Genomic DNA, 25383 nt, shown 5'->3' with positions numbered 1-25383 from the left:
ACCGGGCACCTCGATGTGGGCGCCGCGCGTGTTCCGCGGCCGGATCAGCGGGGCTGGTGGCGCCGGGCCGAGGCCGTACGGCGGGAGGGGGCGGGACGCGGGCGGCGGCGCGGGTGCCGGCGCGAGGAACCGGCGGTCTCGGCCGCGCGTTCCTTCCGTTCGATCTCCTCGTCCCCGAGGGCCGTGCTCGCGCTCGCGCTGATGTCGTCGACGGCCTCACCGGCGCCGGAACCGACCTCGCCGGCGGCTTCACCCACGCCGGAGCCGACGTCCTCGACCGCCTCGCCCGCGCCCGAACCGACCTCCTCGACCGCCTCGCCCGCGCCCGAACCGACCTCCTCCACAGCCTCGCCCGCGCCCGAACCGACCTCCTCCACAGCCTGCCCGGCGCCCTCAGCTACGTCTTCGACGGCCTCGCCCGCGCCCTCACCGACGTCCTCGACCGCCTCCCCCGCACCCCGGCCCAGTTCGCCGACGGCGCGGCCGGCTCCCGAGCCGACCGACTGGACCGCCTCACCCACCGGCCGGGTGACCTGCTCCAGGATCTGCGGGTTGCGATCGATCGTGCGCAGCACGCTGCCGACGATCTCGGCGACGTTGTCGAGGCGCACCTTGAGCAGGGCCTGCGCCTGGACGCCGGTCACGTCCAGTTCGACCCGGCCCAGCACCACGTCCACGCCGACGTCGAGTTTCAGCAGGTCGAGCACCTCCGCGTGCAGCGCCACCCGGGCGCGCAGATCCTGGACGTCGAGATCGATCTCGTCCACGTGCAGGTCCGGGATGTCCAGCAGCACATCCGGATCGCCCTGCGGCTTGCGGGCGTCCGGCCCCACCCCCGGCTCTTCCGCCGGCCGATCGCCCGCCTTCACGTCACCGTCCATGGTCAGTCTTCCTCTTCGTCGCCCTCTTCGTCCGCTTCTTCGTCGGTGCCGGTGTCGTCGTCCTCCGGCTCCTGGCCCTCCTCGTCCTCCTCCCGCTCCATGGCCTCCTCGTGGGTCTCGACGACCTCGCCGTCGCGGATCTCACCGCGCCAGCCCTCGGCCTCGTCCTCCGCGAAGGTCACGTAGCGCTGGAAGTTCTTGAAGTCCAGCCGGGCCCGGCGGCCCTGGGCCCGCCACAGGTTGCCGGTCTTCTCCACGAAGCCGGTCGGGTAGTAGACGAGGACCATGATGATCCGGGTGAGCGTCGGGGTGATCTCGTGGAAGCTGACCGCGCCCTGGGTGGTGCCCTGGCCTCCCTCCGACGTCCAGACGATCCGGTCGTCGGGGATCTGCTCCTGGACGGTCGCCTTCCAGGTCCTGGTCGAAGGGCCGATCTTGACCGTCCACTCGCTGACGGCCTCCTCGCCGCGCTCCGCGCTCTGGACGCCCTTGGTGAAGTCGCTGAAGGACTCGTACTCGGTCCAGTGGTCGTAGGCGGTGCGCAACGGCACCCCGACGTCCATCATCTCGATGATGTTCGTGGACTTGCCGTCGCCCGAAGCGTCGACGTCACCGGAGCCGCCGCCCGAACCGCTGTCGGAGTCGTCGTGGGAACCGCTGCCCGGAATGGCGTCCTTGACCTTCCCGACGATCCCGCTCTTGACGTCCTCGCCCTTCTCGGCGGCGATGGCCTTGGCGGGCGACTCACCGTGCAGGACCCGCTTGCCGACCTTCGGGACGGTGCCGCTGTCCTCGTCGACGTCGATGAGCTTGTCGGTCGCCTCGGTCAGCTTGCTGCCCGCCTTGCGGACAGCGTGTCTGGCCCGGGCACCGACGTACCGGCCGATCTCATGCTTGAGCTGGGCCATCGGGCTCGGATCGGATTCCTGGGTCTTCTGGTCGGTCGCCATGGACTGGTCACCTTTCCCGCCGGCTGCGTGCCGCTGCCTTCTTGGTGGGCTGGCTCTTCTTCGCCGTCGCCTTCCGGGCGGCGGACGACTTGCTGCCGGTGGACGCCTTGGCCGGGGCCCGCCTGCCGGGCGCGCTCGCGCTCTTCGCGCCGGGCTTGCCGGCCGGAGACCTCTTCGCCGGAGCCTTCTTGGCCACGGCCCTCTTCGCCGGGGCCTCTTCGGCTGGCGCCTTCTTGGCCACAGGGCTCTTGGGCGCGGCCTTTTTCGCCGGGGTCTTCTTCGCCGCCGGCCTCGACCGCGCGGCCGGCTTTCTCGCCGGGGCCTTCGGCTGCTCGGCGCCCTCGTCGTCCTTGCCGTCCTCGCCGCCCTCGGTGTCCGGCTGCCGCGTGTCGGCGTCGCCGGCCTCCTGCGGCTCCGTGCCGCCGTCTTCCGGCGCCTGCGAGTCCTCGTCCTCGCCGGCGTCCGGTTCACGGTCCAGCCCGAGGGTGTGTTCGTGCAGGGCCGCGGTCAGCGCGGTGATGCCGCGGTCCGTCACCGAGGAGGCCGCGCCGCGGGCCGCCTTGGTGCCGCGGCCGAGCAGATAGCCGCCGGCCATGGCCGCGGCCATGCCGAGTTTCTTCGGTGCGCCCATCACGCTTCGCCTTCCCACTGTCGCGGGCGGATGCCCTCTACGACTCGGACACCAGCTCCCGGAGGGCGACTCCCGACCGCCCCGAGCGGGGCGCGCCGCTGCCCTCGGAACCCAGAAGGGTTCGAGCCGCCTCGCCCCGGTTCCCAGTCTGGTGCACTTCAGCGAATCCGCATCTTCGGGCGAAAGGCGTGGTCAGAGTGGTTGCGTCAAGCAGATACGGGCAGAAGAAAGCCCCCTGGACCGGAGTCCTGGGGGGCAGTCGCCTGACGCTCCGACGCAGGAAGGTTCAGGCGTGGCGGCGGCGCTCGTTGTACGCGTCGGCCGCCCGGTCGTTGAGGGCGCTCCACCACGCCCGGAGCCGGCGGGCCACCGGATTCGCCGGTTCCGACTCGATGTCACGGCCCTCGCGCAGGTCCGCCCCGCCGGTGCCTTCCCGTTCCCCGGCCGACGGCAGGGCGCGAGCGCCGAGGGAGGTCAGCCGTACGGTCGTCGCCGGCGCGACGCCGTGGGCCAGCCCGGCCAGCTTCGCGGCCGGGGTCAGCACCAGCCGGGTCCGCCGCCGGGCCACCGCGCGGACGATTCGCCGCGCCGCACGCTCCGCGTCCATCGACACCACGGGGCTGCCGGCGAGAGCCGAGAACCAGCCGAACTCCGCTGCCCGGTCGCCGCCGAACTCCACGGCCGGCGACCTGGATGACGCCCGCGTTGGCGATGACGAGGTCGACGCCGTGCGCTTTGGCGGCGGCCCGCATCAGCTCTCCGACCGCCTCGCGGTCGGTCACGTCGCGGACCTGGGCGCGTACCCGGCCCGCGCCTCCCCCGTGCGTCAGCAGACCCTCGGCCTCGGCCGGTTCCGCCGCCTCCCGGGCCGCGACCGTCACCGCGCAGCCCACCTCGAGCAGCCGCCTGGCCAGCAGCAGGCCGAGACCGCGCGAGCCCCCGTCAGCGGTTCTCCATGATCGCCGCCAGCTCCCGGTCGAGGTCCGCCGACACCCCTGACAGGCCCCGGGCGAGCAGCGGCCGGGCCAGGTGCAGGAAGGCGGCGATGTCCCGGGTCGGGAAGGCCATCCTGGCGCCGAAGGAGCTGGCGAGCACCACCTCGACGATGCCCTCGGAGCCCGGGACGGGGGCGACCCGGACCTCGCCCTCGCCGGTGGCGGCGGACAGCCCCCGCTCCAGCAGGTCCCATGCGAAGGTCCAGCCGACCTCGACGTCGTCAGGGCCGCGCAGGACCATGGTGACCGCGAAGCAGTCCCGCACCCGGTACACGAGGTCCGCCGCGACCATCACCCCCGCCGTTCCCGGCAGTTCGAGCATGCCGACGGTTCGGACCGTCACCGGAGCGTCCTCGGTGGAGTGTGTCGCCATGTCGTCCTCCTCGCCCGGCGAGCCGCACAGCTCACCCGCCCGCCGGACGGCGACCGGCCTCGTGTGACAAGGGAGCTGCCTTGCGGTTTGCCTGAACGGCCGATTTCAAACGCCCGGGCGGCGACCGGCGGGCGGGCAGACGGCGCAACTGGTGCTGGACGTGTCCTCAGGCGGCCCTCATTGTAGGTTCGTTCGGATCTTTCGCGAGCGAAGAGGGTTGATAGATGTCGTCTGATTCGCCACCTCAGCAGATCGGGGTCGTCGCGGAGTCCAGGGCGGGTGAGACCAGGGTCGCGGCGACCCCGGCGACCGTGCGCCAGCTGGTCGCCCTGGGATACGCGGTGGTCGTGGCGCCGGAGGCGGGCGCGGCCTCGGGGTTCACCGACGACGCCTATACGGGCGCCGGCGCGTCGATCGGCGACGCCTGGGCGGCCGACACCGTCCTGAAGGTCAACGCGCCCTCCGCCGAGGAGATCGGGCGGCTGCGCGAGGGCGCCACCCTGGTCGGGCTGATCGCGCCGGGCCTCAGCCCCGACCTGCTCGACCGGCTCGCCGCCCGCCCCATCACCGTGCTGGCCCTGGACGCGGTGCCGCGGATCTCCCGTGCCCAGTCGATGGACGTACTCAGCTCGATGGCGAACATCGCCGGGTACCGCGCGGTGATCGAGGCCGCGCACGTCTTCGGCCGGTTCTTCACCGGCCAGGTCACCGCGGCGGGCAAGGTGCCGCCGGCGAAGGTGCTGGTGGCCGGGGCCGGTGTGGCCGGCCTCGCCGCGATCGGCGCCGCCGGCAGCCTCGGCGCGGTGGTGCGCGCCACCGACCCGCGCCCGGAGGTCGCCGACCAGGTCCGCTCGCTGGGCGGCGAGTTCCTGGCCGTCGAGGTCGAGCAGCAGGCGAGCACCGACGGCTACGCCAAGGCGACCTCGGAGGCGTACGACCGGCGCGCCGCGGAGATCTACAGCGAGCAGGCCGCCGACGTCGACGTGGTCGTCACCACCGCGCTGATCCCCGGCCGGCCGGCCCCGCGGCTGCTCACCGCCGCCGACGTGGCGTCGATGAAGCCCGGCAGCGTCATCGTGGACATGGCCGCGGCGCAGGGCGGCAACGTGGAGGGCACGGTCGCCGACCGGGCGATCGTCACCGGCAACGGCGTGACGATCATCGGCTACACCGACCTGGCGGCCCGGCTGCCCGCCCAGGCCTCGCAGCTGTACGGCACCAACCTGGTCAACCTGCTCAAGCTGCTCACCCCCGGCAAGGACGGCCGGCTGGTGCTCGACTTCGACGACGTCGTGCAGCGCGCGGTCACCGTGGTCAGGGACGGCGAGAAGACCTGGCCGCCACCGCCGGTCACGGTCTCGGCGGCGCCGGCGGCGGCCGCCGCGCCCGCGGCGCCCAAGGAGGCGGCGCAGCCGAAGAAGCCGCGGCTGACCCCGCCGGTCAGGTTCGGCCTGATCGGCCTGGCGATGGCCGCCATGTTCCTGCTGATCGCCTACTCCCCCGCCCAACTGGCGGAGAACTTCACGGTGTTCGCCCTCGCGGTGGTCATCGGCTACTACGTCATCGGGAAGGTCCACCACGCGCTGCACACCCCGCTGATGTCGGTCACCAACGCGATCTCCGGGATCGTGGTGATCGGCGCGCTGCTGCAGATCGGGCACGACTCGAAAGTCGTCACCGTGCTGTCGTTCATCGCGATCCTGCTGACGAGCGTGAACGTCGTCGGAGGATTCGCCGTCACCCGCCGCATGCTCGGCATGTTCTCGAAAGACTGAGGCCAGATGACTGCCACCACGGCCACCCTGGCCGCCGACATCGTCGCCGCTCTGCTGTTCATCCTCAGTCTCGCGGGCCTGTCCCAGCACCGCACCTCGCGGGCCGGGGTCGGCTACGGGATGGCCGGCATGGCGCTGGCCCTCGTGGCCACCGTCGTCGTCGCCGGGCGGGACGTCCCGGGCACCGATGTCGCCCTGATCATCGTCGCCATGGTGATCGGCGGCGCCGCGGGCCTCTGGCAGGCGCGCAGGGTCGAGATGACGCAGATGCCGGAACTCATCGCCGTCCTGCACAGCTTCGTCGGCCTCGCCGCGGTGCTGGTCGGCTGGAACAGCTACTACGAGGTCGAGTCGCACGGCTCGGCACAGACCCTGATCGCCCACGACCTGCTGCGCATCCACCACGCCGAGCTGTTCATCGGCATCTTCATCGGCGCGGTCACCTTCACCGGCTCGGTCATCGCATTCCTGAAGCTGTCGGCCAGGATCAAGTCGGCGCCGCTGATGCTGCCGGGCAAGAACGCGCTGAACGTGGCCGCACTGGCGGCCTTCGTGGGACTGACGATCTGGTTCACCACCGGTCCGGATCTCGGCCTGATGATCGCGGTCACCGTACTGGCGCTGGCCCTCGGCTGGCACCTGGTCGCCTCGATCGGCGGCGGCGACATGCCGGTGGTGGTCTCGATGCTGAACAGCTACTCCGGCTGGGCGGCGGCGGCCTCCGGGTTCCTGCTGAACAACAACCTGCTCATCGTCACCGGCGCCCTGGTCGGCTCCTCCGGCGCGTACCTGTCCTACATCATGTGCAAGGCGATGAACCGCTCGTTCATCTCGGTGATCGCCGGCGGCTTCGGCATCCAGGCGCCGACCGGGGACGCCGCCGAGCAGGGCGAGCACCGCGAGACCAGCGCCGAGGAGACCGCGCAGCTGCTGGCGGACGCCAGCTCGGTGATCATCACCCCCGGGTACGGGATGGCCGTCGCCCAGGCGCAGCACCCGGTGGCCGAGCTGACCCGCACCCTGCGCGAGCGCGGCATCGAGGTGCGGTTCGGCGTGCACCCGGTGGCGGGCCGGCTGCCCGGGCATATGAACGTCCTGCTGGCCGAGGCCAGGGTGCCGTACGACGTCGTGCTGGAGATGGACGAGATCAACGACGACTTCTCCGACACCTCGGTGGTGCTGGTCATCGGCGCCAACGACACCGTCAACCCGGCGGCGGAGGACGATCCGACGAGCCCCATCGCCGGCATGCCGGTGCTGCGGGTGTGGGAGGCGGCGAACGTGGTCGTCTTCAAGCGGTCCATGGCCTCGGGCTATGCGGGCGTGCAGAACCCGCTGTTCTTCCGGGAGAACAGCAGCATGCTCTTCGGCGACGCCAAGCAGAGCGTGGACGCGATCCTGCGCGCGCTGACCTCGCAGACCCCGCCCGCCACCTCGCCGAGGGCGGTTCAGGAGCATGTGGGTGATTCGGTCGTCGCCTGACGCCGCCGGACTGCCCGGCACTCTTTCAGCGGCCTCCCTTGTGGCGTACGGTCACTTCCGCCACACGTGTCATGAGCGCGGAATGCCTGTCTCCCCACCTCTCTCCCGGAAGAGGCCGCCGTGGACGCAACGCCGAAGCCCCCCGTCCGTCGCCGTACCCTCCTGACCGCGGCCGGTGCGGCGGTGGTGACGGCGTCCGGCACCGCTGCCGCGCGGGCCGCCGCGCCGCAGCCGTCGGCGCTGACCCCGCTCCAGCTCGCGGGGCAGCGGGTCATCTACTCCTACCCGGGGCTGACGCCGCCGGCCGCCCTGCTGACGGCCATCAGGGCCGGCCAGGCGGCCGGGGTGATCTTCTTCGGCGAGAACATCTCGAGCGAGAGCCAGATCGCCTCGGTGGTCAGCCAGCTCGCGCAGGCCAACGCGGCGGCGCCGGTGAACGCGCCGCTGCTGCTGATGACCGATCAGGAGGGCGGCCAGGTCAGGCGGCTGCCGGGTGCGCCGACGCTGTCGGAGAAGCAGATCGGCCTGTCCGGGCAGTCGCAGATCGACGCCTCGCGGGCCGGCGCGGGCGCCGGGCAGAACCTGGCGGGCGTGGGCATGAACCTCAACCTGGCCCCGGTGCTCGACGTGTTCTACCAGTCGGGCAACTTCATCGACGAGTACCAGCGCTCGTACAGCAGCGACCCGGCCAGGGTCAGCAGTCTCGGCCGGGCGTTCATCGCCGCCCAGCAGACCAACCAGGTCGCCGCCACCGCCAAGCACTTCCCCGGTCTCGGCGCCGCGACCGCCGCCCAGAACACCGACCTGGGCCCGGTCACCCTCACCCAGAGCCTGACCACCCTGCGCAACACCGACGAGGCGCCCTACCGGACCGCGATCGCCGCGGGCGTCAAGCTCGTGATGCTCTCCTGGGCGGTCTACCCGGCCCTCGACGCCTCCCGGCCCGCCGGGCTCTCCCCGGTGGTCGTCCAGCAGGAGCTGCGCCAGCGGCTCGGCTTCACCGGAGTGACGATCACCGACGCGCTGGAGGCCGGCGCGATCAGCTCGTCCTACACCACCGGCCGCCGCGCGGTCCTGGCGGCGACCGCGGGCATCGACCTGCTGCTGTGCTCGGCCCGCGACACCTCCCAGGGCGCCGCGGCAGTCACCGCGCTGGCCGACGCCTACTCCAGCGCGCAACTGCCGACCGCCGACTTCAACGCGGCGGTCCAGCGCGTCACGGCGCTGCGCACCTGGCTCGCCTGACCCCGCCGGACAGCGGGCCCGGGAAGGGCCCGGGAAGGGGAACAGCCGGAGGTGGCGTGTCGTTGGACCTGGCAACAGGGAGGCGATGACATGGCGGACAGCGAAGTGACCCGGGCATCGGCGGAGTCGGTACGGCGGGAGCGGTTCGGCAGGCTGCCGGAGCGGATCCGTCCGGAGGACACCTTCCAGGAGGTTCAGGCCGCGCCGCACGACCCGGCCAGGGACGACTACAACGACGACGAGTGGCTGATCCGCAACGTCGTGTAGCGCCCCCGGGCGGGACGCGGCTCAGCGGCGGGTGCGCAGCAGCAGCCGGACGAAGTACGGGGTGCCGACCACGGCCGTCATGAGGCCGGCGCCCAGCTGGGCCGGGGCGATGACCGTACGGCCGAGCAGGTCCGAGGCGCAGACCAGGATCGCGCCGAGCAGCATCGCCACCGGGACCACCCGCACGTGCCGTCGGCCCACCAGGGCGCGGGCCGCGTGCGGTGCCACCAGGCCGACGAATCCGATCGTGCCGGCGGCGGCGGTCGCGGTGGCGCTCAGCAGCACGCCGACCGCCAGGAAGCCGAACCGCGCGGGGGCCAGCGGCAGTCCGAGCAGCCGCGGGGTGTCCTGGTCGAGCGCCACCAGGTCGAGCTCCGTGCGCCGGGCGAACGCGTACCCGGCGCCCGCGGCGAGCACGATCGCGACCGGCACCAGGTCCGGCCAGGTGCGCCCGTAGGTCGAACCGGACAGCCAGGTCAGTGCCTTGGTGGCGTTGAACGGGTCGGTGAGCACGATGACCAGGCTGATCAGCGCCGCCGCCGCGGTGGAGACCCCCACACCGACCAGCACCAGCCGGTTCTGCTGGAAGCCGCCACGGGCGGCGAGCCCGAAGACGATCGCGGCGGCGGCCGAGGCCCCGGCGAAGGACGCCCCCGCGATGCTCCACGCGCCGGCCGCCGGCACCGAGGTCACCAGCAGCACGGCGCCGAGTCCGCCGCCGCCTGAGACCCCCAGCACGCCGGGTTCGGCGAGCGGGTTGCGGGTCACGGCCTGGACGAGAGTTCCGGCCAGGGCGAGCGCGGCGCCGGCCAGCAGCGCCGCGAAGACTCTCGGCACCCGCGTGTCGAGGACGAAGGTGACGCCCTGCCCGGCCCTGCCGAGTGCCCAGTTGACGACATCGCCGAGGAGCAGTTTGGCGTCGCCGAGCAGCACCCCCGCGATCAGCACGGCGACCAGTACGGCCGTGAGCACGGCCACGGTGGCCAGGAACCCGGCCCGGCCCGGGATGCGCGTCCGGTCGGACTCGGCGACGGCGCCGGAGTCCTTGGCCCGGAAGGCCATCGCGACCAGGAACACCGCGCCGACGACACTGGTGATGACACCGGTCGGCACCGAGGGCGCGGTCTGCCTGCTCACCATCGCGCGCAGCAGCACGTCCGAGCCCAGGACCAGCGCCGCGCCGACCAGCCCGGCCACGGGCACCGCCGCCCGGGACCTGACCAGCGCGCGGAACCGGCGGGCCGGCGGCCGCACCAGGGCCGGCGCGCAGAGGCCGATGAAGCCGATCGGCCCGGCGAGCGTCACCGCGGCGGCGGACAGCAGCGAGCCGAGCACCACCACGGCGACCCGGGTGCCGCGGACCGGTACGCCGAGGCCGCGGGCGGCGTCGTCGCCCAGTCCGAGTACGTCCATCCGGCGGGCGACCAGCAGCAGCCCGACCAGCCCGGCCAGGACCAGCGGCAGCATCTGGTCGACGCCGCCGAACCCGTTCTGGCTGATGCTGCCCTGGTTCCACTGGTAGAGGCCGTTGGTCCGCTCGGGGTAGAGCAGCAGCAGCGCGTCGGTGACCGAGCTGAGCCCGAGGGTGAGCGCGGTGCCGGCCAGCACCAGCCGTACCGTGCCGACGCCGAGGCCGGACAGGCCGAGCACGGCGGCGGCCGCGGCGAGGCCGCCGGCGAACGCGACGCCCGAGGAGGCGAGCAGCGGCAGCGACACGCCGGTGACGGTCACCACGCCGAGCGCGAGGTAGGCGCCGGCGTTCACCGCGAGGGTGTCGGGTGAGGCGAGTACGTTGCGGCTCACCGCCTGGAGGGCGGCGCCCGCGCTGCCGAGCGCGGCGCCGACCAGGAGTCCGGCGACCATTCTCGGCAGCCGGGAGGCGATGACCACGGAGGCGTCGCCCTGGTCGGCGCGGCCGGTGAGCGCCTTCCACACCTCGCCCGCGCCGACCGCGGCCGTGCCCTGGGTGATGTCGACGACGGCCAGGACCGCGATCAGCACGACGAGCGCGGCCACCGCGGCGACCGCTCCGGTGGCCGGTCCCGGTCCGGCCGCGACCTTGCCGCCGGCGGGAGCGGTCGTCTCGGTGACGGTCACGGGCGGGCTACTTGGCCAGCGCGGCGACGACGGCGTCCACGTACGCCCCCATCGACGCCGGTCCGCCGAACATCCAGATGCCGTCGGGCAGCCGGTGCACCTGGCCGGCCTTCACGAACGGCAGCGACTTCCACACGGCGTTCTTGGCGAGGTCGCGGGTGAACGGGTCGCCGCCGTCGCTGCCGTTCTGTATGTAGGCGAAGCGGACGTCGGCGCCGAGGCCGGTCAGTCCTTCGACGTCGGTGGTGGCCAGGCCGTAGTCCTTGTCGCCCTTGACCTTCCAGGCGTTCTTCAGGCCCAACTGGGTGTTCACCGCGCCGATCAGGGTGTTTCCGGTGTAGGGGCGGATGGAGACCTGGTTGGAGACCACGTAGCTGTCGGCGAAGGCGATCTCCTTGCCGCCGAGCCCGGCGTCCTCGATGCTCTTCCTTCCGGCCGCGACCTTGGCCTCGAACGCCTGCCGCGCGGTGCCGGCCTTCGCCGTGGTCCCGGTGGCCTGCGCGATCAGGTCGAGGTCCTTCATCATCATGCCGACCTGGTCGGCGCCGTCGGCGGGCCGGATCACCAGGACGGTGGAGACCTTGCGCAGCTGCTTGACCACCGAAGGGGACAGGTCGGTGGTCGCCACGACGAGGTCCGGGATGAGTGCGGCGATGGTGTCCGTGCTCGGCTCGGCGCGGGTGCCGACGTCCTTGGGCGAGTTCGTCAGCGGGGCCGCGGTGTCCCACGCCTTGTAGCCCTTGAGGTCGGCGACGCCGACCGGGGCGACCCCGAGGGTGATCAGGTCCTCCACGGCGTTCCACTCGGTGGCGACGACCCGGGTGGCGGGGTGGTCAAGGCGCACGGGCGCGCCGGTCGCGTCGGTGATGCTGACCGGTCCTGCGGGCGTCGCGGAGCCGGAGACCGCGTCTGCGCCTGAGCCTGAAGCTGAGGTAGCGGGCGACGGGCTGCCGGAGTCGGCGTGCTCGGTGGTGCCGCAGCCGGCCAGGACGAGAGCGGCGGCAACGGCCGCGGCGGCGGGGAGGCGTCTCATGGGGTGGTCTGGTGCCTTTCGGTTCGTGCGTGGTGGCGGCCGATCGCGCGGGTGCGCAGCCGACCGGTGGCCGGATCGGTGTCGACCTCGATCCGGATGCCGTAGACCTCGGTGAGGCGCCGCGGCTCCAGGACGTCCTCGGGGGTTCCGTCGGCGACGATCCGCCCCTGGTGGAGCAGGGCGATCCGGTCGGCGACGGCCGCCGCCTGGTCGAGGTCGTGCAGGACGACGCCGACGGCGATGCCGTGCTCGTCGGCGAGGTCGCGGATCAGGTCCAGGAGTTCGACCTGGTAGCGCAGGTCGAGGTAGGTGGTGGGCTCGTCGAGCAGCAGGACGCCGGTCTCCTGGGCGAGGCAGCCGGCCAGCCAGACGCGTTGGAGCTGCCCGCCCGAGAGGTGGTCCACGCCGCGGCCGGCCAGCTCCTGAAGCCCGGTCAGGCGCAGCGCCCGCTCCACCGCGGCGGCGCCGCCGGGATCGGGACGGCCCCAGCGGCCCCGGTACGGGTAGCGGCCGAACTCGACCACATCGCGTACGGTCAGCCCGCTCGGCGTGGGGCGCCCTTGCGTCAGCAGGGCGACCCGGCGGGCGAAGTCCCGTGCGGACAGGATGCTTCCGTCCTGCGCGGAGCCGGCGCCGGTGCCCTCGTCGAGCGTGAGCGTTCCGCTTCTGGGCTGCTGGAGGCGGGCCAGCGTGCGCAGCAGCGTGGACTTCCCGCTGCCGTTCGGCCCGACGAGCGCGGCGACCTCCGCCGGCCTGAGGGTGATCGCGACGTCGTGCACCACGTCGGTGCCGTCGTACGCCACGGTCACGCCGTCGGCCGACAGTTGGTGACCGAGCAGCGCTTGTGGCGGCGTGCCTGAAGGACCTTCCCGAAGCTTCACGCCACTTAGGATAGCCTTACCTTACAAGTGCTCCCGACCGGGGTCCACGGCTCTCACCAGCGGCGGCTTCCGGTTCTGCTCGACCGACTTCCGGTCTCTGCTCAGCCGGCGTCTGGTTCGGCTCAGCCGGCGTCCGGCCCCAGCCAGCCGCGGGCGCCCAGTTCCGCGGTGAACCGGCCGTAGGAGTCGAGCAGCGCCTCCCGCTCGCCCGGCACCGGCTCCACCGACTCCCCCGGCTCCACCATCGCGTCGGTGGCCTCGGCCAGGCTCGCGTGCAGCGTCCCGGACGCGGCGATGAGCGCCGCGCCGAAGGCGGTCTCGGCGCGCGGAACGGTACGCAGCGGCATGCCGAGAACGGTGGCGCGGATCCGGTTCCACAGCATGCTCCGGCTGCCGCCGCCCGCGGTGTACAGCGGCGGCTCGACGGCGATCCCGACCGCCGCCGCGTGCTCCACGGCCAGCCGCTCAAGGAACGCGACACCTTCGAGCGCGGCCCGGTGCCGTTCGACGTCGTCGCGCGGGTCGCCGAGCCGGAAGCCGCGGGCCGCGCCGGAGACGAACGGGTAGCGCTCGCCGTTCCTGCGCAGCGGGTACTGGACGCAGGACGCGGGACCGTGCGCGGACGCCGCCGCGTCGAGGGCGGCCAGCCGGCCGGCGGGAGTGTCGGCCAGCGCCTCTCCCCCGGTGTTGGACGCCCCGCCGGGCAGCCACCAACCGTCGGGGTGCCGGTGGCTGTACATCGCGCCCCACGGATCGGTGACCAACTCCCGCGTCACGCCTTTGAGTACGTAGGTGGTGCCGAGCACCCCGACGAACTGGCCGGGCCGCACCGCGCCGGTGGCGATCTGTCCCGCGCAGCCGTCGGTCATGCCCAGCCGCACCGAGCAGCCCGCCGGCAGCCCGGTCTCCTCCGCGGCGCGCGGGCAGACGACCCCGGCCTCGGTTCCCGGCGCCTGCACGGCGGGCAGCCACGAGGCGGGAACGCCGAGCGCGGACAGGACTTCGGCCGGCCACTCCCCCGTACGCGGGTCGTATCCGGTCTTCAGCGCGTGGCTCCAGTCGGCGGGCACCGGCGCCCCGGTGAGCCGCCGGCCGAGCAAGTCGGGGGTGTGCAGCACGCGGAACGAGTCGGCGTCCTCCTCTTGGAGGCGGGCCGCGCCGGTCCGGCCGGTCAGACGGGCGAGCCTGGCGACCCGGCCGATGGCGGCCGTCGGGCCGACGGTCAGGCCGAGCCGCCGCCAGCGGTGGGCACCCAACCGGCCCGCCTCGGCGTTGAGTTCGGCCCCGCGCCGGTCGTCGTACATCGAGGCGGGGCAGACCGGCTCGCCCGCGCGGTCGGCGAGTACGAAGGTGCCGGAGGTCGCCGACACGGTGATCGCCCGCACCTCGCCGCCCCGGCCGGGCAGTTGGGCGGTGGCCTGGCGCAATGCCTGCGCGGCCGCGGGCCACCACGCACGCGCGTCCTGCTCCCGGCCGCCGCCCGGCACCGCCACCGGTTGCGGCAGGGCCGCGCCGCCCTCGGCGACCACTCGCCCGGCGGCGTCCACGCACACCACCCGCACGGCCGCGGTCGCCACGTCGAGGCCGACCACGACGGGGACGGCCTGCGCCGCCTGGGGAGCAGTCATGAGACGAGCCGGTTCCTCTCCTGATGCGGCATGACGCGCAGTGATCAACGAGCAAGCCCTCGCGCCTGACATGCGCGTGAGAAGCCACGGCGGAGGCGCCGTTCCCGCTCGTTCTCATCACAAGTCATGTGAGATTAACAGCTGTCGGTGATACTGCCCAGGGCGGCGAGGTGCTGACGGAGGGCCGGCAGGGAGGCCGGTCGGGGGGGCCGGTCGGGGGTCAGCCGACGACCGGGGCCACCCGTACGTCGGTGTACTCACGGATCTCGGCGAGCATCTCGGCGTCCGCGCCCTCGTCCACCACGAGATGGTCGAAGTCGGTCACCGGTCCGAGCCGGTGCAGCGCGGTGCGGGACATCTTCGAACGGTCCATCAGCAGCGTCCTGCGGGTGCCCGACCGCAGCATCGCCCGTTTGACCAGGACCACCTCCTGCTCCTGGTGGTAGGTCATCCGCGCGTCCATCGCCGAGGTGCTGACCAGCACCATGTCCACCGACAGCGCCTCGATCGCCTCCACGCACGGCACCCCGAGGTAGGAGTCGTGGGTGCGGGAGAACTCGCCGCCCAGGCCGATCAGCCTGATCTCCCCGTGCTCGGCGAGGGTGTCCACGATCCGCCGCGCGTTGGTCACCACCGTCAGCGGGCCGACCTGGACCAGCAGCCGGGCCAGCGCCAGGGCCGTGGTGGAGTCGTCCAGCATCACCGACATGCCGGGCTCGACGAGTTCGGCCGCGGTGCCCGCGATGGCCTCCTTCTGCGCCACGTGCACCCCGAGCCGGTAGTCCAGGCTGCTCTCGAACACCGTCGAGGGAAGGGCGGAGACGCCTCCCCTGAACCGGCGCAGCACCCCGCGCCTGGCCAGCTCGTCCAGATCGCGGTGCACGGTCATGGCGCTGACCTCGGTCAGCTCGGCGAGCTCGGTGACCGTCGCCGAACCCTGCTTGATCACGTGCTCGGCGATCGCCTGCCTGCGGGCGTCCTGGGGGCGGGCGGCGGCCGACTGCGCACCGGTGGTGTTCATGGCGACAGTGTCCCTCACAACGGGCTGCGAAAAGCAGCGGTCGGCACGTTCAGCGAGCGCAGTGCGGTGCGGTGCCCGGCCACCTCGATCTCGGTGACGGCCGCGTTGCCGAGGACGGGCAGCAGCTGCCGGTAGCGGCCGACCCGCATGCCGAGCATCTGGCACAGCGCCATCCGCAGCAGGGTGTTGTGAGCCACCACCAGGACCACCGCGTCCGGCCGGCCGGCGGCCAGCTCGCGCAGCGCCGCCTGGCCGCGCAGCGCGGCCGACAGCGGCGGCTCCGAGCCGGGCAGCGCGCCGAGTTCGGCGTCGGCCTCGAAGGCCCACACGGCCCCGGGGTCCGCCGCCCGCATCTCCGCGAGCGTCCGGCCCTCCCCCCATCCGAAGTCCACCTCCCGCAGGCCCGGGACGACCTCGGGGACCAGGCCGAGCAGTTCGGCGGCGGGGGCTGCCGTGGCGCGGGCCCGGCTCAGCGGGGAGCAGGCGACGGCGTCGATCTGCCGGGTCCCGGCCCACGCGGCCAGCGCTTCGGCCTGCCGCAGGCCCTCGGCGGTGAGCGGCACGTCGGAGACCCCGGCGTAGCGGTTCTCGGCGTGCCATTCGGTCTGGCCGTGCCGTACGAGCAGCAGTCGAGTCGCCATCTGACGCCTTTCCTCCGGGCCTTGGGCCGGTCGCGGGGGTCCGTCGCCGAGCCCGCCTCTTCACATTCTATGTGTGAGATTCACCAGCGCGGGCTGTCGGTACGCTCCGTGACGAGGGACCGGGCGCGGGCTTCCGGGGCGTCGAGCCGCGGCCCGGGGCGCGGCTCGCGCATCGATCCGAACTGCTCATACGATTCAGCGAATCCCTGGCCAGACGGCCTTTCAGCGGCCCGCAGCGCCCCAACCTGCGGGTATCTCCGCAGACAATCTCGTACGCACCTCTTGACGGGCCTTCCGCCGTCACTTAGCGTCCGAGGCGCTGAATCGTTAGAGCAACCCGGTGGAGCACTGCGAAAGGGACGCCCATGACGTACGCGACCGGTGGGCTGCCGGAGGTGGCACGATGACCGCGGGCAAGCGCGCCACCGTCACGCTCAAGGACGTCGCGACCGCCGTCGGGATCTCGCAGAGCGCCGCCTCCATGGCGCTCTCCGACCATCCGCGGATCAGCGAGGCGACCAAGGAGTCGGTCAGGGCCGCCGCGGCCAGGCTCGGCTACGTCCCGAACTCCGCGGGGCGGGCGCTGCGGGCCGGCCGTTCGACGTCGATCGCGGTCGTCGTGCCGAACACCGGCCAGCACGTCTTCGGCCACCCCTACTTCATGCACCTCCTGGTGGGGGTCACGGCCGAGGCCAACGCACGGGACGCGGCGCTGATGGTGTCGACCAACCCCGACGAGTCGCACGGCGTCGCGGCGTACGAACGGGTGCTGCGCTCGCAGGCCGCGTCCGGCGCGATCGTCGCGTCGGCGGCGATCAACGACCCGAACGTCAACCGGATGGTGGACGCCGCGCTGCCGGTGGTGCTGGTCGGCCGGTTCGTCCACCTGCCGCACGCGGTGAGCGTCGGGATAGACGAGGTGGCGGGCGCCGCGGCGATCACCCGGCACCTGGTGGAGGAGCACGGGCTCAGCCGGATCGCGCACATCAGCGGCCCGCTCAACCACCAGACCGCGGTGGACCGGTACGAGGGATTCCGGGCGGCGCTGGCCGCGTCGGGGCGGCCGTGCACCCACACCCTCGCGGTCGGCGACTTCAGCGAGGAGTCCGGCCGGGTCGCCGCCCGCCAGGTCCTGGACAGCATGTCCGACGTCCAGGCGATCTTCGCGGCCAACGACGAGATGGCGTACGGCGCGATGCTGGAGATCCGCTCCCGGGGGCTGCGCATCCCGGAGGACATCGCGCTGGCCGGGTACGACGACGTCGGGGTCTCCCGGCTCACCACCCCGGGGATCACCACGGTGCACGTGCCGGCCGAGTCACTCGGCCGGAAGGCCGCGGCCATCCTGTTCGACCTGGTCGACGGGACCGCGCCCGATCCGGTGCACACCGTGCTGCCCTTCGACCTCGTCATCCGCGAGTCCTGCGGAAGCCACCCCGGCTGAGCGGGCAGCTCACACCACTCACGCAACGCAACTCACACGACTCGCAGCACCGCAGAACCCGCAGGACTCGCGGAACCCGCAGAAGGAGTCAGCCACATCACCCCCAGCCCCGCAGCGACGGGGCCACCGAACGAATGGGAACGATCGGCATGCACGTCAGAGTCAGCTACTGGAGAACGGCCGCGGCGATAGCCGCCGCCTCGACAGTCTCGATCCTGCTCGCCGGCTGCGGCGACAACGGCGGGAGCGGCGGCACCTCCGCCGGCGGCGTGGTGAACCTGACCATGCTCACCGGGTTCACCGGCCCGGACGCGCCCTCCTACCAGGCGCTGGTCAAGGAGTTCAACGCGAGCCACCCCAAGATCCACGTCACGATGACCGCCGAGCCCTGGGCCACCATCAGCCAGAAGCTGCCGGCCTCCTGGGCCACCGGGCAGGGCCCTGACCTGGCGACCCCGAGCTCCGACCCCGGCTCGATCTTCAACTACATCAAGACCAACTCGGTGCTGCCGCTCGACCCCGCGGTCGGCACGGGTGCGGGCCAGATCGACTCCGCCGCCTTCCCGGCCACCGTGAAGTCGGCGTTCACCGTCAAGGGCAAGCTCTACGCGGTGCCGGCCAACATGGCCACGCTGGTGCTCTATTACAACAAGGACATGCTCACGGCCGCGGGCATCAGCAAGCCGCCGGCCACCGAGGACGAGTTCGTCGCCGACGCCAAGAAGCTCACTCTCGGCTCCGGCGGCAAGCCGAGCCAGTACGGCCTCTCGCTCGCCGACAACAACACCATCCAGATGTGGCCGATCCTGCAGTGGATGAGCGGCGGCGACATCGTCGGCCCGGACAACTGCGCCGTCGTCAACAGCCCGGCCGGCGTCGCCGCGCTGACCCGCTGGAGCGGTCTGGTGGCCAAGGACAAGATCAGCCCGGTCGGCCAGGCGGGCGCGGACGCCGACACGCTGTTCTCCTCCAAGAAGGCCGCGATGGAGATCAACGGGCCGTGGGCCGCGGCGGGCTTCAAGTCGGCCGGGGTGAACCTCGGCATCGCCCAGGTGCCGGTCGGCTCGGCCGGTCCGGTGACGCTGGCCTCGACAGTGCCGCTGATGATCGAGCGCACCACCAAGCACGCGGCGCAGGCCAAGGAGTTCCTCGCCTGGTACTCGGGCAAGGCCGCGCAGACGCAGTTCTCGAAGGTCTCCGGCTTCCCGCCGGGGCGTACCGACCTGGGCAGCGCCGTCAACGGCAACGCCACCGTGGCGCCGTTCGCCGCCGCGCTGCCGCACGCGAAGCTCTACCTCGCGGGCCAGGAGAACGCCACCCGCATCGACACCGATGTCTACGTCCCGCTGATCCAGAAGATCGAGCGCGGCGCGGACGTCCAGTCGGCGGCCGACTCGGCGGCGAAGCAGATCAACTCGCTGACCGGCTGCCAGGGCTAGTGCGATGGCGAGCACCCAACTCCCCCTCACCCGCGGGCGGGCCCGCGGTCCGCGCCGCAAACCCCAGTTCAACAGCGCCTACCTGTTCATCCTGCCGAGCGTGCTGCTGATCGGTGTGTTCATCGCGGAGCCGATCGTGCAGTCCGGCTGGATGAGCCTGCACGACTGGACCGTCGGCGAGTCGCACCACAAGTTCGTCGGGCTGGACAACTACACCGCGCTCTACCACGACTCGCGGTTCTGGAACGCGCTGAAGGTCACCGCGATCTACACCGCGGCGGTCTCGGTCGGTCAGGTGCTGCTCGGGCTCGCCATCGCCTCCCGGCTGCGCCGGACCACCTGGTACTCGGCGCTGCTGCGCACCGCGTTCTTCTTCCCGTTCATCGCCTCGCTGGTGGTGAGCGGCATCATCTGGAAGTTCCTGCTGGACCCGCAGGTCGGCCTGGTGGACGCCTGGTTCTCCGACATCGGGATCTCGCCGCCCGAGTGGCTGCAGTCCACCTCGCTTGCGCTGCCCACGGTGATCGCGGTGGGCATCTGGAAGAACGTCGGCTTCACCATGATCGTGCTGCTGGCGGGTATGCAGCAGATCCCGCCGCACCTGTACGAGGCGGCGTCCCTGGACGGCGCGGGCCCGTGGCAGCGCTTCCGGCATGTGACGCTGCCGGCGCTGCGCCCCGCGCTGCTGTTCACCACGCTGATCGCCACGATCACCGGGCTCCAGCTCTTCGACCTGGTCTTCGCGATGACCAGCGGAGGGCCGATCTTCCACACCGAGTCCGTGGTCATGTACCTCTACCAGAAGGGGTTCGTGGAGTTCCAGATGGGCTACGCCAGCGCCGTCGCGTGGATCCTGTTCGTGATCATTCTGGCGGTCTCCGCACTCCAACTGCGTCTGTCGAGGTTCCGCGATGCCGACTGACACGCTCCGGCCGGGCACCTCAGCCGGCCGTCTCGGCCCGTTCGGCGACGGGCTCCGGCCTCGAGGCCCGCTGCGGCTGCGCTCGGCGGGCCGGATCGCCGCCCGGTTCGGCACGGTCGCGTCCTGGGCGGCGGTCACCATCGCCGCGGTGGCGATGGTCATCCCGTTCCTGTGGATGCTCGGCGTCGCCTTCCGGACCAACGCCGACCTCTACGCCGATCCGGCCAGGCTGATCCCCCGGCACTGGACCGGGCACGGCGTGCACGCGGTGCTCAGCCAGCTGCCGTTCGGCAGGCTGGTGCTGAACACGTTCGTCTTCGCCGGCGGTACGACGCTGCTCCTGCTGCTGTTCGACTCGATGACCGCGTTCGCGCTGGCCCGGCTGCGGTTCAGGGGACAGAACGTGGTGTTCGTGCTGATCCTGGCCACCTTGATGGTGCCGTTCCAGGTCACCCTGGTACCGGTCTTCCTGACCCTGTTCCACCTCGGCTGGCTCAACTCCTACCAGGGGCTGATCATCCCGCGGGCGACCAGCGCGCTGGGCATCTTCCTGCTCCGCCAGTTCTTCATGCAGCTGCCGCGCGAGCTGGACGACGCGGCCAGGATCGACGGGGCCGGCGACTTCACCGTCTACTGGCGGATCATCCTGCCGAACGCCAAACCGGCCCTGGCCTCGCTGTTCATCATCCAGTTCGCCGCGCTGTGGAACGACTTCCTGTGGCCGCTGGTGGTCACCAACAAGACGGACATGCAGACGCTGCCCGCGGCCCTGACGCTGTTCTCCAGCCAGTCGGGCGTGGACCACGCGGCGCTCATGGCGGGCGCGGCGATCTCGCTGAGCCCGCTGGCCATCGCGTTCCTCGTCCTGCAGCGGTTCTTCGTCCAGGGCGTCGCGACCACCGGGATCAAGTAGCCGGCGGCCCGCCCCCGTTCGTCCTTCCCCATTCACAGAGAAACCGGAGACAGGTGTGCTCACCTGCACTGCAACCATCGACCCCGCATTCGTCATCGCGCCGGTGCCCCCGCGTATCTTCGGGTCGTTCGTGGAACACATGGGCCGCTGCGTCTACGGAGGCATCTACGAGCCCGGCCACCCGGAGTCCGACGTGGACGGCCTGCGGCTCGACGTCATCAAGCTCACCAGGGAGCTCGGGGTCAGCGCGGTGCGCTACCCCGGCGGCAACTTCGTGTCCGGCTACCGCTGGGAGGACGGCGTCGGCCCCCGCGAGGACCGGCCGGTGTCGCTCGACCTGGCCTGGCGGTCCCTGGAACCCAACACCTTCGGGCTCAACGAGTTCATGTCGTGGGCCCGGCAGACCGACATCGAGCCGATCATGGCCGTCAACCTCGGCACCCGCGGTGTGGCGGACGCCTGCAACCTGCTCGAATACACCAACTTCAGCGGCGGCACCCGCTATTCGGACCTGCGCATCGCGCACGGCGTGCGGGAGCCGCACAACATCAAGACCTGGTGCCTCGGCAACGAGATGGACGGCCCCTGGCAGGTCGGCCAGAAGACCGGCACCGAGTACGGCCGGCTGGCCGCCGAGACCGGCAAGGCGATGCGGCGGATCGACCCGTCCATCGAGCTGGTGGCCTGCGGCAGCTCCAACGAGCGGATGCCGACCTTCGGATCCTGGGAGGCCGACGTCCTGGACGAGGCCTACGACGTGGTCGACTTCATCTCGCTGCACGCCTACTTCGAGCAGCACGGCGACGACCGGGTCGGCTTCCTCGCCTCGGCGCAGGTGATGGACTCCTTCATCGAAGGTGTCGTCGCGACCTGCGACCACATAGCGGCCAAGCGGCGCTCCAAGCGCCGGCTGCAGCTCTCCTTCGACGAGTGGAACCTGTGGTACGAGAGCCGGTTCGCCGGCCAGGACAACCTCGAGTGGGCGCAGGCGCCGCGGCTGATCGAGGACGAGTACACCGTGGAGGACGCGGTCGTCCTCGGCAGCCTGCTGATGAGCCTGCTGCGGCACAGCGACCGGGTGACCATGGCCTGCCTGGCCCAACTGGTCAACGTCATCGCGCCCATCCGCACCGAGCCGGACACCGGGGCCTGGCGGCAGACCATCTTCTACCCGTTCGCCCTCACCGCCCGGCACGCCCGCGGCGAGGTGCTGCGGGTGGAGCCCAGGTCGCCGGTGCTGGACTCCGCGACCCTCGGCGACGTGCCGGCCGTCGACGTGACCGCGACTCGCGACCCGGAGACCGGTGAGACCACGATCTTCGCGGTGAACAGGGACGACAGCCAGCCGGTCACCTTGCAGATGGCGATGGTCGGCGGCGAGCACGATGTCGTCGAGCATGTGGTGCTGGGCGGTCAGGACCTGCTGGCCACGAACTCCCGCACCGCGCCGGGCCGGGTCGAACCGCGCTCCAGCGCCCGGCACTTCGTCGACGCGAAGGGCTTCTCCGCGGAGCTCCCGCCGGTGTCCTGGACGATGATCAGGACAGCCCCGGTCAAGCGCTGACCGCGGGGAGGGCCCGGTCAAGGTGTGACCGCCGGGAGGGCCCCGGTCAGCGGGTGGCCGCCGCCCGGCGCCGGCCGGGGATCCGGCGGTGGATGTCCGCCAGCATGCCGAGCATCGACCGCCGGAACAGCTCGGCCTGGTGCTCGCCCATGAACGAGGTGTGCCCGAACACCTCCAGGACCACCATGCCGTGCAGGTGCCCCCATGCCTGGAGCAGCAGCGCGGCGGCGGGCGGCGGCAGTTCGCCGGGCCCGTCCGCCGGCAGGCTCTCCAGATGCGCCCGCAGCCCCGGTGAGAGCGGCGGGGTGTCGGCCGCGGCGAGCTGGGCGGTGCTGAAGCCGCCGAACAGCTCACGCTGGAAGATCACGCTCATCCGGCGGGCCGCCTGGGTGGTGGGCCCGTCGACGGGCGCCGCGTAGTAGCGCAGCGGCGTCCCGTACAGGAGCTGGTACCACTCGGGATGGGCGACGGCCCAGGCGCGGTAGCCCTCGGCGGCGACCACCAGACGCGGAAGGTCGGAGGAGTCCGTGGCTTCGACTGCGGCCTGCACGGCGGCTGACAGGTCGTCGTACCCCTTGGAGACGAGGGCGGTGATCAGCGCGTCCCGGTTCGGGAAGTAGTGGTAGAGCGCCTGCACGGTCATGCCGAGGCTGCGGGCGATCGCCCGCAGCGACAGGGCCCCCGGTCCGCTCTCCTCCAGCTGGCGCTCTGCGGCCTCCACGATCTCCCGGGTGGCGGCCTGCCGGCGCCGCTCGCGCAGCGAGGGCGGGGCTGTCGCGCCTTCTTCTGTGGCCATGGCCGCAACCCTACGCCCGGTTGCCTGACGGCCATCGCGGAAATTGAACGCTGTCAGGTAAATCTCGCACTGCCAAATTCTGGGTGGTCTCCCCTAGCGTCGGTGCGGCGACGAGGAGTGCGGCCGCGTGGGCCCCGGCCGCGTCCTGTCGCCGTCAACCCGCAAGGACGCTAAGGAGATCACGCGTGTTCGAACGCATAGCCGAGCTGGCCATCCGCCGGTCCCGGCTGGTACTGATCGTCGCCGTCGTGGCGACGGCCCTGCTGGGCGTCGCGGGCGCCGGCGCCTTCGGCAAGCTGCTGGGCGGCGGGTTCGACGACCCGTCCTCGCAGTCGACCCGGGCGCGCGAGGTCATCGACAAGAAGTTCGGCGGCGAGACCGACCTCGTCCTGCTGGTCCGTTCCGCGGGCCCGATCGACGGCCCGGCAGCCGAGCAGGACGGCCGGGCGCTGGTGGCCGACCTCAAGCAGGAGAAGACGCTGGCCAACGTCGTCTCGTACTGGGACGCCGGCAGCGCGGAGCTGCGCTCCCGGGACGGCCGCGAGGCGATGGTGCTCGCCCACGTCAAGGGCGACGAGACGCAAGCGAAGAAGAGCGCCCAGCACCTGATCGACACCTACAGCGGCACGTACAGGCACGACCTCACCGTCACGTCCGGGGGCGGCGCGGCGGTTTCCGCCGACCTGTCCAAGCAGGTGGTCAGCGACCTGTTCCTGGCCGAGGCCATCGCGATCCCGCTGACCCTGCTGCTGCTCCTGTTCGTCTTCGGCAGCGTGGTCGCCGCCCTGCTGCCGCTGGCCGTCGCCACCATCGCCATCCTCGGCTCGTTCGCCGAACTCTCGCTGCTCGGCAGCCTCACCGACGTCGCGGACACCGCGACCAACCTCACCACCGCCCTCGGCCTCGGGCTCGGCATCGACTACGCCCTGCTGATGATCAGCCGGTTCAGGGAGCAGCTCGCGGCCAGGGCGAGCGTGGAGGACGCGGTACGGCGGACGGTGCACACCGCCGGCCGCACGGTGGCGTTCTCCGCCGCGACGGTCGCCGCCGCCCTCGCCGCGCTGCTGGTCTTCCCGCAGTACTTCCTGCGGTCCTTCGGCTACGCCGGTGTCGGGGTCGTCATCATCGCGGCCCTGTCCGCCCTGTTCGTGATGCCGGCGCTGCTCGCGGTGCTCGGCCACCGGGTCAACAGCGGGCGGATGCCGTGGGCGAAGGCCGCGCCGACCGGCGACCGGGTCTCGGTGTGGGCGCGGCTGGCCCGTACCGTCATGCGGCGACCGGCGCTCACCGCGCTGCCGGTGCTCGCGATCCTGGTGCTCGCGGCGAGCCCGCTGCTGGGGATCACCTTCGGCACGCCGGACGAGCGCGTGCTGCCGCACGACGCGGGCAGCCGGCAGGTGTCCGCGGTGCTCCAGCACGACTTCGACGGCAACGACGACGCGGCGATGCAGATCGTCATCGACCAGGCCGTGGACAAGGGCCCGTTGGCGTCGTACGCGACGCGGCTGTCCCGGCTGAAGGGCGTGGCACGGGTCGAGACCAGCGCGGGGAACTACGCCGGCGGTCTGCCCTCGGCGACCGGACCCGGCAGCGCCGGCCTGGGCAGGGCGGACGCCCAGCGGATCAGCGTGGTCACCTCGCTGCCGCCGAAGTCGGACCCGGCGCAGAGCCTGGTGCACCAGGTGCGGGCGCTGGCCCCGCCCGCCGGTTCGCACCCGCTGGTCGGCGGCGACGACGCCACGCTGGTGGACGCCAAGCACTCCATCAGCAGCCGGCTGCCGCTCGCGGTGGGGCTGGTCGCCGTCACCACCTTCATCCTGCTGTTCCTGTTCACCGGCAGCGTCGTACAGCCGCTGCGCGCCCTGCTGCTCAACGTGGTCACGCTGTGCGCGACCCTCGGCGTCATGACCTGGATCTTCCAGAGCGGCCATCTGTCCGGGCTGTTCGGCTTCACCGCGCAGCCGATGGAGGTGTCGATGACGGTGCTGATGTTCTGCATCGTCTTCGGCCTCTCGATGGACTACGAGGTGTTCGTCACCAGCCGGATCAAGGAGCTGCACGACCAGGGCCAGGACACCGAGTCCGCGGTCGCCGACGGCCTGGGCCACACCGGGCGGATCGTCACCGCGGCGGCCTGCCTGCTCGCGGTGAGCTTCTTCGCCTTCGGCACGGCCAAGGTCAGCTTCATGCAGATGTTCGGCCTCGGCAGCGGTCTGGCCATCCTGATCGACGCGGTCGCGATCCGCGGTGTCCTGGTGCCCGCCGCGATGCGGCTGCTCGGCCGCTCCGCCTGGTACGCGCCCGGCTTCCTGCGCAGGGTGCACGGGCGGATCGGCCTCAGCGAGAACGGGCCCGCCCCGGCGGCCGCGCAGGTCCCGGAGCCAGCGGCGAGGCCGTGACGCGGC

The 25383-nt window shown here is 72.2% G+C and carries 22 protein-coding genes and 1 pseudogene; 10 read left to right on the top strand and 13 right to left on the bottom strand.

Going from position 1 to position 25383, the window contains the following annotated elements:
* Nucleotides 1–44: 44 nt before the first annotated feature.
* From ACQPW6_RS37355 to ACQPW6_RS37330, 6 genes and pseudogenes are all read right to left on the bottom strand, one after another.
* Nucleotides 45–881 carry a hypothetical protein gene (locus ACQPW6_RS37355; protein ID WP_433894169.1) on the bottom strand — a complete coding sequence of 279 codons (837 nt, stop codon included), beginning with the start codon at nt 879–881 and terminating at the stop codon, nt 45–47.
* A gap of 2 nt (nt 882–883) precedes the next feature.
* Nucleotides 884–1831, bottom strand: a complete 948-nt coding sequence (locus ACQPW6_RS37350) for an SRPBCC family protein (RefSeq protein ID WP_433894168.1) — start codon at nt 1829–1831, stop codon at nt 884–886.
* Between the two features lie 7 nt (nt 1832–1838).
* Entirely contained in the window at nt 1839–2462 is a 624-nt protein-coding gene (locus tag ACQPW6_RS37345; protein ID WP_433894167.1) for a hypothetical protein, read from the bottom strand.
* A 286-nt stretch (nt 2463–2748) separates the two neighbouring features.
* Nucleotides 2749–3141 (bottom strand): hypothetical protein, encoded by a 393-nt coding sequence (locus tag ACQPW6_RS37340; protein ID WP_433894810.1) that lies wholly within the window; start codon nt 3139–3141, stop codon nt 2749–2751.
* A 70-nt stretch (nt 3142–3211) separates the two neighbouring features.
* Nucleotides 3212–3343 (bottom strand): annotated as a pseudogene (locus ACQPW6_RS37335) (hypothetical protein); the annotation flags it as partial.
* Between the two features lie 61 nt (nt 3344–3404).
* Complete coding sequence (locus tag ACQPW6_RS37330; protein WP_433894166.1) at nt 3405–3830, bottom strand: SsgA family sporulation/cell division regulator; 426 nt, start codon at nt 3828–3830, stop codon at nt 3405–3407.
* A 224-nt stretch (nt 3831–4054) separates the two neighbouring features.
* Between ACQPW6_RS37330 and ACQPW6_RS37325 the strand changes: the two genes are divergently transcribed.
* From ACQPW6_RS37325 to ACQPW6_RS37310, 4 genes are all read left to right on the top strand, one after another.
* A complete protein-coding gene (locus tag ACQPW6_RS37325) occupies nt 4055–5605 on the top strand; it encodes a Re/Si-specific NAD(P)(+) transhydrogenase subunit alpha (protein ID WP_433894165.1) in 1551 nt (516 codons plus the stop codon).
* A 6-nt stretch (nt 5606–5611) separates the two neighbouring features.
* A complete protein-coding gene (pntB, locus tag ACQPW6_RS37320) occupies nt 5612–7087 on the top strand; it encodes a Re/Si-specific NAD(P)(+) transhydrogenase subunit beta (protein WP_433894164.1) in 1476 nt (491 codons plus the stop codon).
* 120 nt (nt 7088–7207) lie between these two features.
* Entirely contained in the window at nt 7208–8332 is a 1125-nt protein-coding gene (locus ACQPW6_RS37315; protein WP_433894163.1) for a glycoside hydrolase family 3 N-terminal domain-containing protein, read from the top strand.
* 90 nt (nt 8333–8422) lie between these two features.
* The gene (locus ACQPW6_RS37310; protein ID WP_433894162.1) at nt 8423–8599 is read left to right on the top strand and encodes a hypothetical protein; all 177 of its coding nucleotides are present in this window, start codon (nt 8423–8425) and stop codon (nt 8597–8599) included.
* A gap of 21 nt (nt 8600–8620) precedes the next feature.
* Here the strand turns inward: ACQPW6_RS37310 and ACQPW6_RS37305 are convergent, their stop codons facing one another.
* The 6 genes from ACQPW6_RS37305 to ACQPW6_RS37280 form a co-directional block, all read right to left on the bottom strand.
* A complete protein-coding gene (locus tag ACQPW6_RS37305; RefSeq protein WP_433894161.1) occupies nt 8621–10696 on the bottom strand; it encodes an iron ABC transporter permease in 2076 nt (691 codons plus the stop codon).
* Nucleotides 10697–10703: 7 nt separating this feature from the next.
* The gene (locus tag ACQPW6_RS37300; RefSeq protein ID WP_433894160.1) at nt 10704–11729 is read right to left on the bottom strand and encodes an iron-siderophore ABC transporter substrate-binding protein; all 1026 of its coding nucleotides are present in this window, start codon (nt 11727–11729) and stop codon (nt 10704–10706) included.
* Nucleotides 11726–12610: an ABC transporter ATP-binding protein gene (locus ACQPW6_RS37295; protein ID WP_433894159.1), complete on the bottom strand. Its 885-nt coding sequence runs from the start codon at nt 12608–12610 to the stop codon at nt 11726–11728. The genes ACQPW6_RS37300 and ACQPW6_RS37295 overlap by 4 nt, the downstream gene beginning before the upstream one ends.
* 122 nt (nt 12611–12732) lie before the next feature.
* On the bottom strand, nt 12733–14238 hold the full coding sequence (locus ACQPW6_RS37290) for an FGGY-family carbohydrate kinase (RefSeq protein WP_433894158.1): 1506 nt from the start codon (nt 14236–14238) through the stop codon (nt 12733–12735).
* Nucleotides 14239–14458: 220 nt separating this feature from the next.
* Nucleotides 14459–15259: a DeoR/GlpR family DNA-binding transcription regulator gene (locus tag ACQPW6_RS37285; RefSeq protein ID WP_433894157.1), complete on the bottom strand. Its 801-nt coding sequence runs from the start codon at nt 15257–15259 to the stop codon at nt 14459–14461.
* A 14-nt stretch (nt 15260–15273) separates the two neighbouring features.
* Nucleotides 15274–15900, bottom strand: coding sequence for a histidine phosphatase family protein (locus ACQPW6_RS37280; protein ID WP_433894156.1), 627 nt, complete (start codon nt 15898–15900; stop codon nt 15274–15276).
* A 403-nt stretch (nt 15901–16303) separates the two neighbouring features.
* Here ACQPW6_RS37280 and ACQPW6_RS37275 point away from each other — a divergent pair, with 403 nt between their 5' ends.
* The 5 genes from ACQPW6_RS37275 (at nt 16304) to ACQPW6_RS37255 (ending at nt 22182) form a co-directional block, all read left to right on the top strand.
* On the top strand, nt 16304–17344 hold the full coding sequence (locus ACQPW6_RS37275; protein WP_433894155.1) for a LacI family DNA-binding transcriptional regulator: 1041 nt from the start codon (nt 16304–16306) through the stop codon (nt 17342–17344).
* A 149-nt stretch (nt 17345–17493) separates the two neighbouring features.
* Complete coding sequence (locus ACQPW6_RS37270; protein WP_433894154.1) at nt 17494–18783, top strand: ABC transporter substrate-binding protein; 1290 nt, start codon at nt 17494–17496, stop codon at nt 18781–18783.
* A 4-nt stretch (nt 18784–18787) separates the two neighbouring features.
* A complete protein-coding gene (locus tag ACQPW6_RS37265) occupies nt 18788–19705 on the top strand; it encodes a carbohydrate ABC transporter permease (RefSeq protein ID WP_433894153.1) in 918 nt (305 codons plus the stop codon).
* Nucleotides 19695–20618 carry a carbohydrate ABC transporter permease gene (locus ACQPW6_RS37260; protein ID WP_433894152.1) on the top strand — a complete coding sequence of 308 codons (924 nt, stop codon included), beginning with the start codon at nt 19695–19697 and terminating at the stop codon, nt 20616–20618. The genes ACQPW6_RS37265 and ACQPW6_RS37260 overlap by 11 nt, the downstream gene beginning before the upstream one ends.
* A 139-nt stretch (nt 20619–20757) precedes the next feature.
* Nucleotides 20758–22182 (top strand): alpha-N-arabinofuranosidase, encoded by a 1425-nt coding sequence (locus ACQPW6_RS37255; RefSeq protein ID WP_433894784.1) that lies wholly within the window; start codon nt 20758–20760, stop codon nt 22180–22182.
* Between the two features lie 46 nt (nt 22183–22228).
* Here ACQPW6_RS37255 and ACQPW6_RS37250 read toward each other — a convergent pair whose 3' ends face one another.
* Nucleotides 22229–22978 (bottom strand): TetR/AcrR family transcriptional regulator, encoded by a 750-nt coding sequence (locus ACQPW6_RS37250; RefSeq protein WP_433894151.1) that lies wholly within the window; start codon nt 22976–22978, stop codon nt 22229–22231.
* Nucleotides 22979–23163: 185 nt separating this feature from the next.
* Here ACQPW6_RS37250 and ACQPW6_RS37245 point away from each other — a divergent pair, with 185 nt between their 5' ends.
* The gene (locus tag ACQPW6_RS37245) at nt 23164–25377 is read left to right on the top strand and encodes an MMPL family transporter (RefSeq protein WP_433894150.1); all 2214 of its coding nucleotides are present in this window, start codon (nt 23164–23166) and stop codon (nt 25375–25377) included.
* The last annotated feature ends 6 nt before the right edge of the window (nt 25378–25383 follow it).

Source organism: Streptomyces sp. CA-111067 (genome assembly GCF_050956065.1).
Taxonomy (GTDB): domain Bacteria; phylum Actinomycetota; class Actinomycetes; order Streptomycetales; family Streptomycetaceae; genus Actinacidiphila.
The sequence above is the reverse complement of the archived record's forward strand: the minus strand, read 5'-3'. Positions and strand labels throughout refer to the sequence as shown.

Coding starts and splice junctions, on each gene's coding strand:
- ACQPW6_RS37355 (WP_433894169.1), bottom strand. CDS start 881: ATGGACGGTGACGTGAAGGCGGGCGATCGGCCGGCGGAAGAGCCGGGG.
- ACQPW6_RS37350 (WP_433894168.1), bottom strand. CDS start 1,831: ATGGCGACCGACCAGAAGACCCAGGAATCCGATCCGAGCCCGATGGCC.
- ACQPW6_RS37345 (WP_433894167.1), bottom strand. CDS start 2,462: ATGGGCGCACCGAAGAAACTCGGCATGGCCGCGGCCATGGCCGGCGGC.
- ACQPW6_RS37330 (WP_433894166.1), bottom strand. CDS start 3,830: ATGGCGACACACTCCACCGAGGACGCTCCGGTGACGGTCCGAACCGTC.
- ACQPW6_RS37325 (WP_433894165.1), top strand. CDS start 4,055: ATGTCGTCTGATTCGCCACCTCAGCAGATCGGGGTCGTCGCGGAGTCC.
- pntB (WP_433894164.1), top strand. CDS start 5,612: ATGACTGCCACCACGGCCACCCTGGCCGCCGACATCGTCGCCGCTCTG.
- ACQPW6_RS37310 (WP_433894162.1), top strand. CDS start 8,423: ATGGCGGACAGCGAAGTGACCCGGGCATCGGCGGAGTCGGTACGGCGG.
- ACQPW6_RS37300 (WP_433894160.1), bottom strand. CDS start 11,729: ATGAGACGCCTCCCCGCCGCCGCGGCCGTTGCCGCCGCTCTCGTCCTG.
- ACQPW6_RS37290 (WP_433894158.1), bottom strand. CDS start 14,238: ATGACTGCTCCCCAGGCGGCGCAGGCCGTCCCCGTCGTGGTCGGCCTC.
- ACQPW6_RS37285 (WP_433894157.1), bottom strand. CDS start 15,259: ATGAACACCACCGGTGCGCAGTCGGCCGCCGCCCGCCCCCAGGACGCC.
- ACQPW6_RS37280 (WP_433894156.1), bottom strand. CDS start 15,900: ATGGCGACTCGACTGCTGCTCGTACGGCACGGCCAGACCGAATGGCAC.
- ACQPW6_RS37275 (WP_433894155.1), top strand. CDS start 16,304: ATGACCGCGGGCAAGCGCGCCACCGTCACGCTCAAGGACGTCGCGACC.
- ACQPW6_RS37270 (WP_433894154.1), top strand. CDS start 17,494: ATGCACGTCAGAGTCAGCTACTGGAGAACGGCCGCGGCGATAGCCGCC.
- ACQPW6_RS37265 (WP_433894153.1), top strand. CDS start 18,788: ATGGCGAGCACCCAACTCCCCCTCACCCGCGGGCGGGCCCGCGGTCCG.
- ACQPW6_RS37260 (WP_433894152.1), top strand. CDS start 19,695: ATGCCGACTGACACGCTCCGGCCGGGCACCTCAGCCGGCCGTCTCGGC.
- ACQPW6_RS37255 (WP_433894784.1), top strand. CDS start 20,758: ATGGGCCGCTGCGTCTACGGAGGCATCTACGAGCCCGGCCACCCGGAG.
- ACQPW6_RS37250 (WP_433894151.1), bottom strand. CDS start 22,978: ATGGCCACAGAAGAAGGCGCGACAGCCCCGCCCTCGCTGCGCGAGCGG.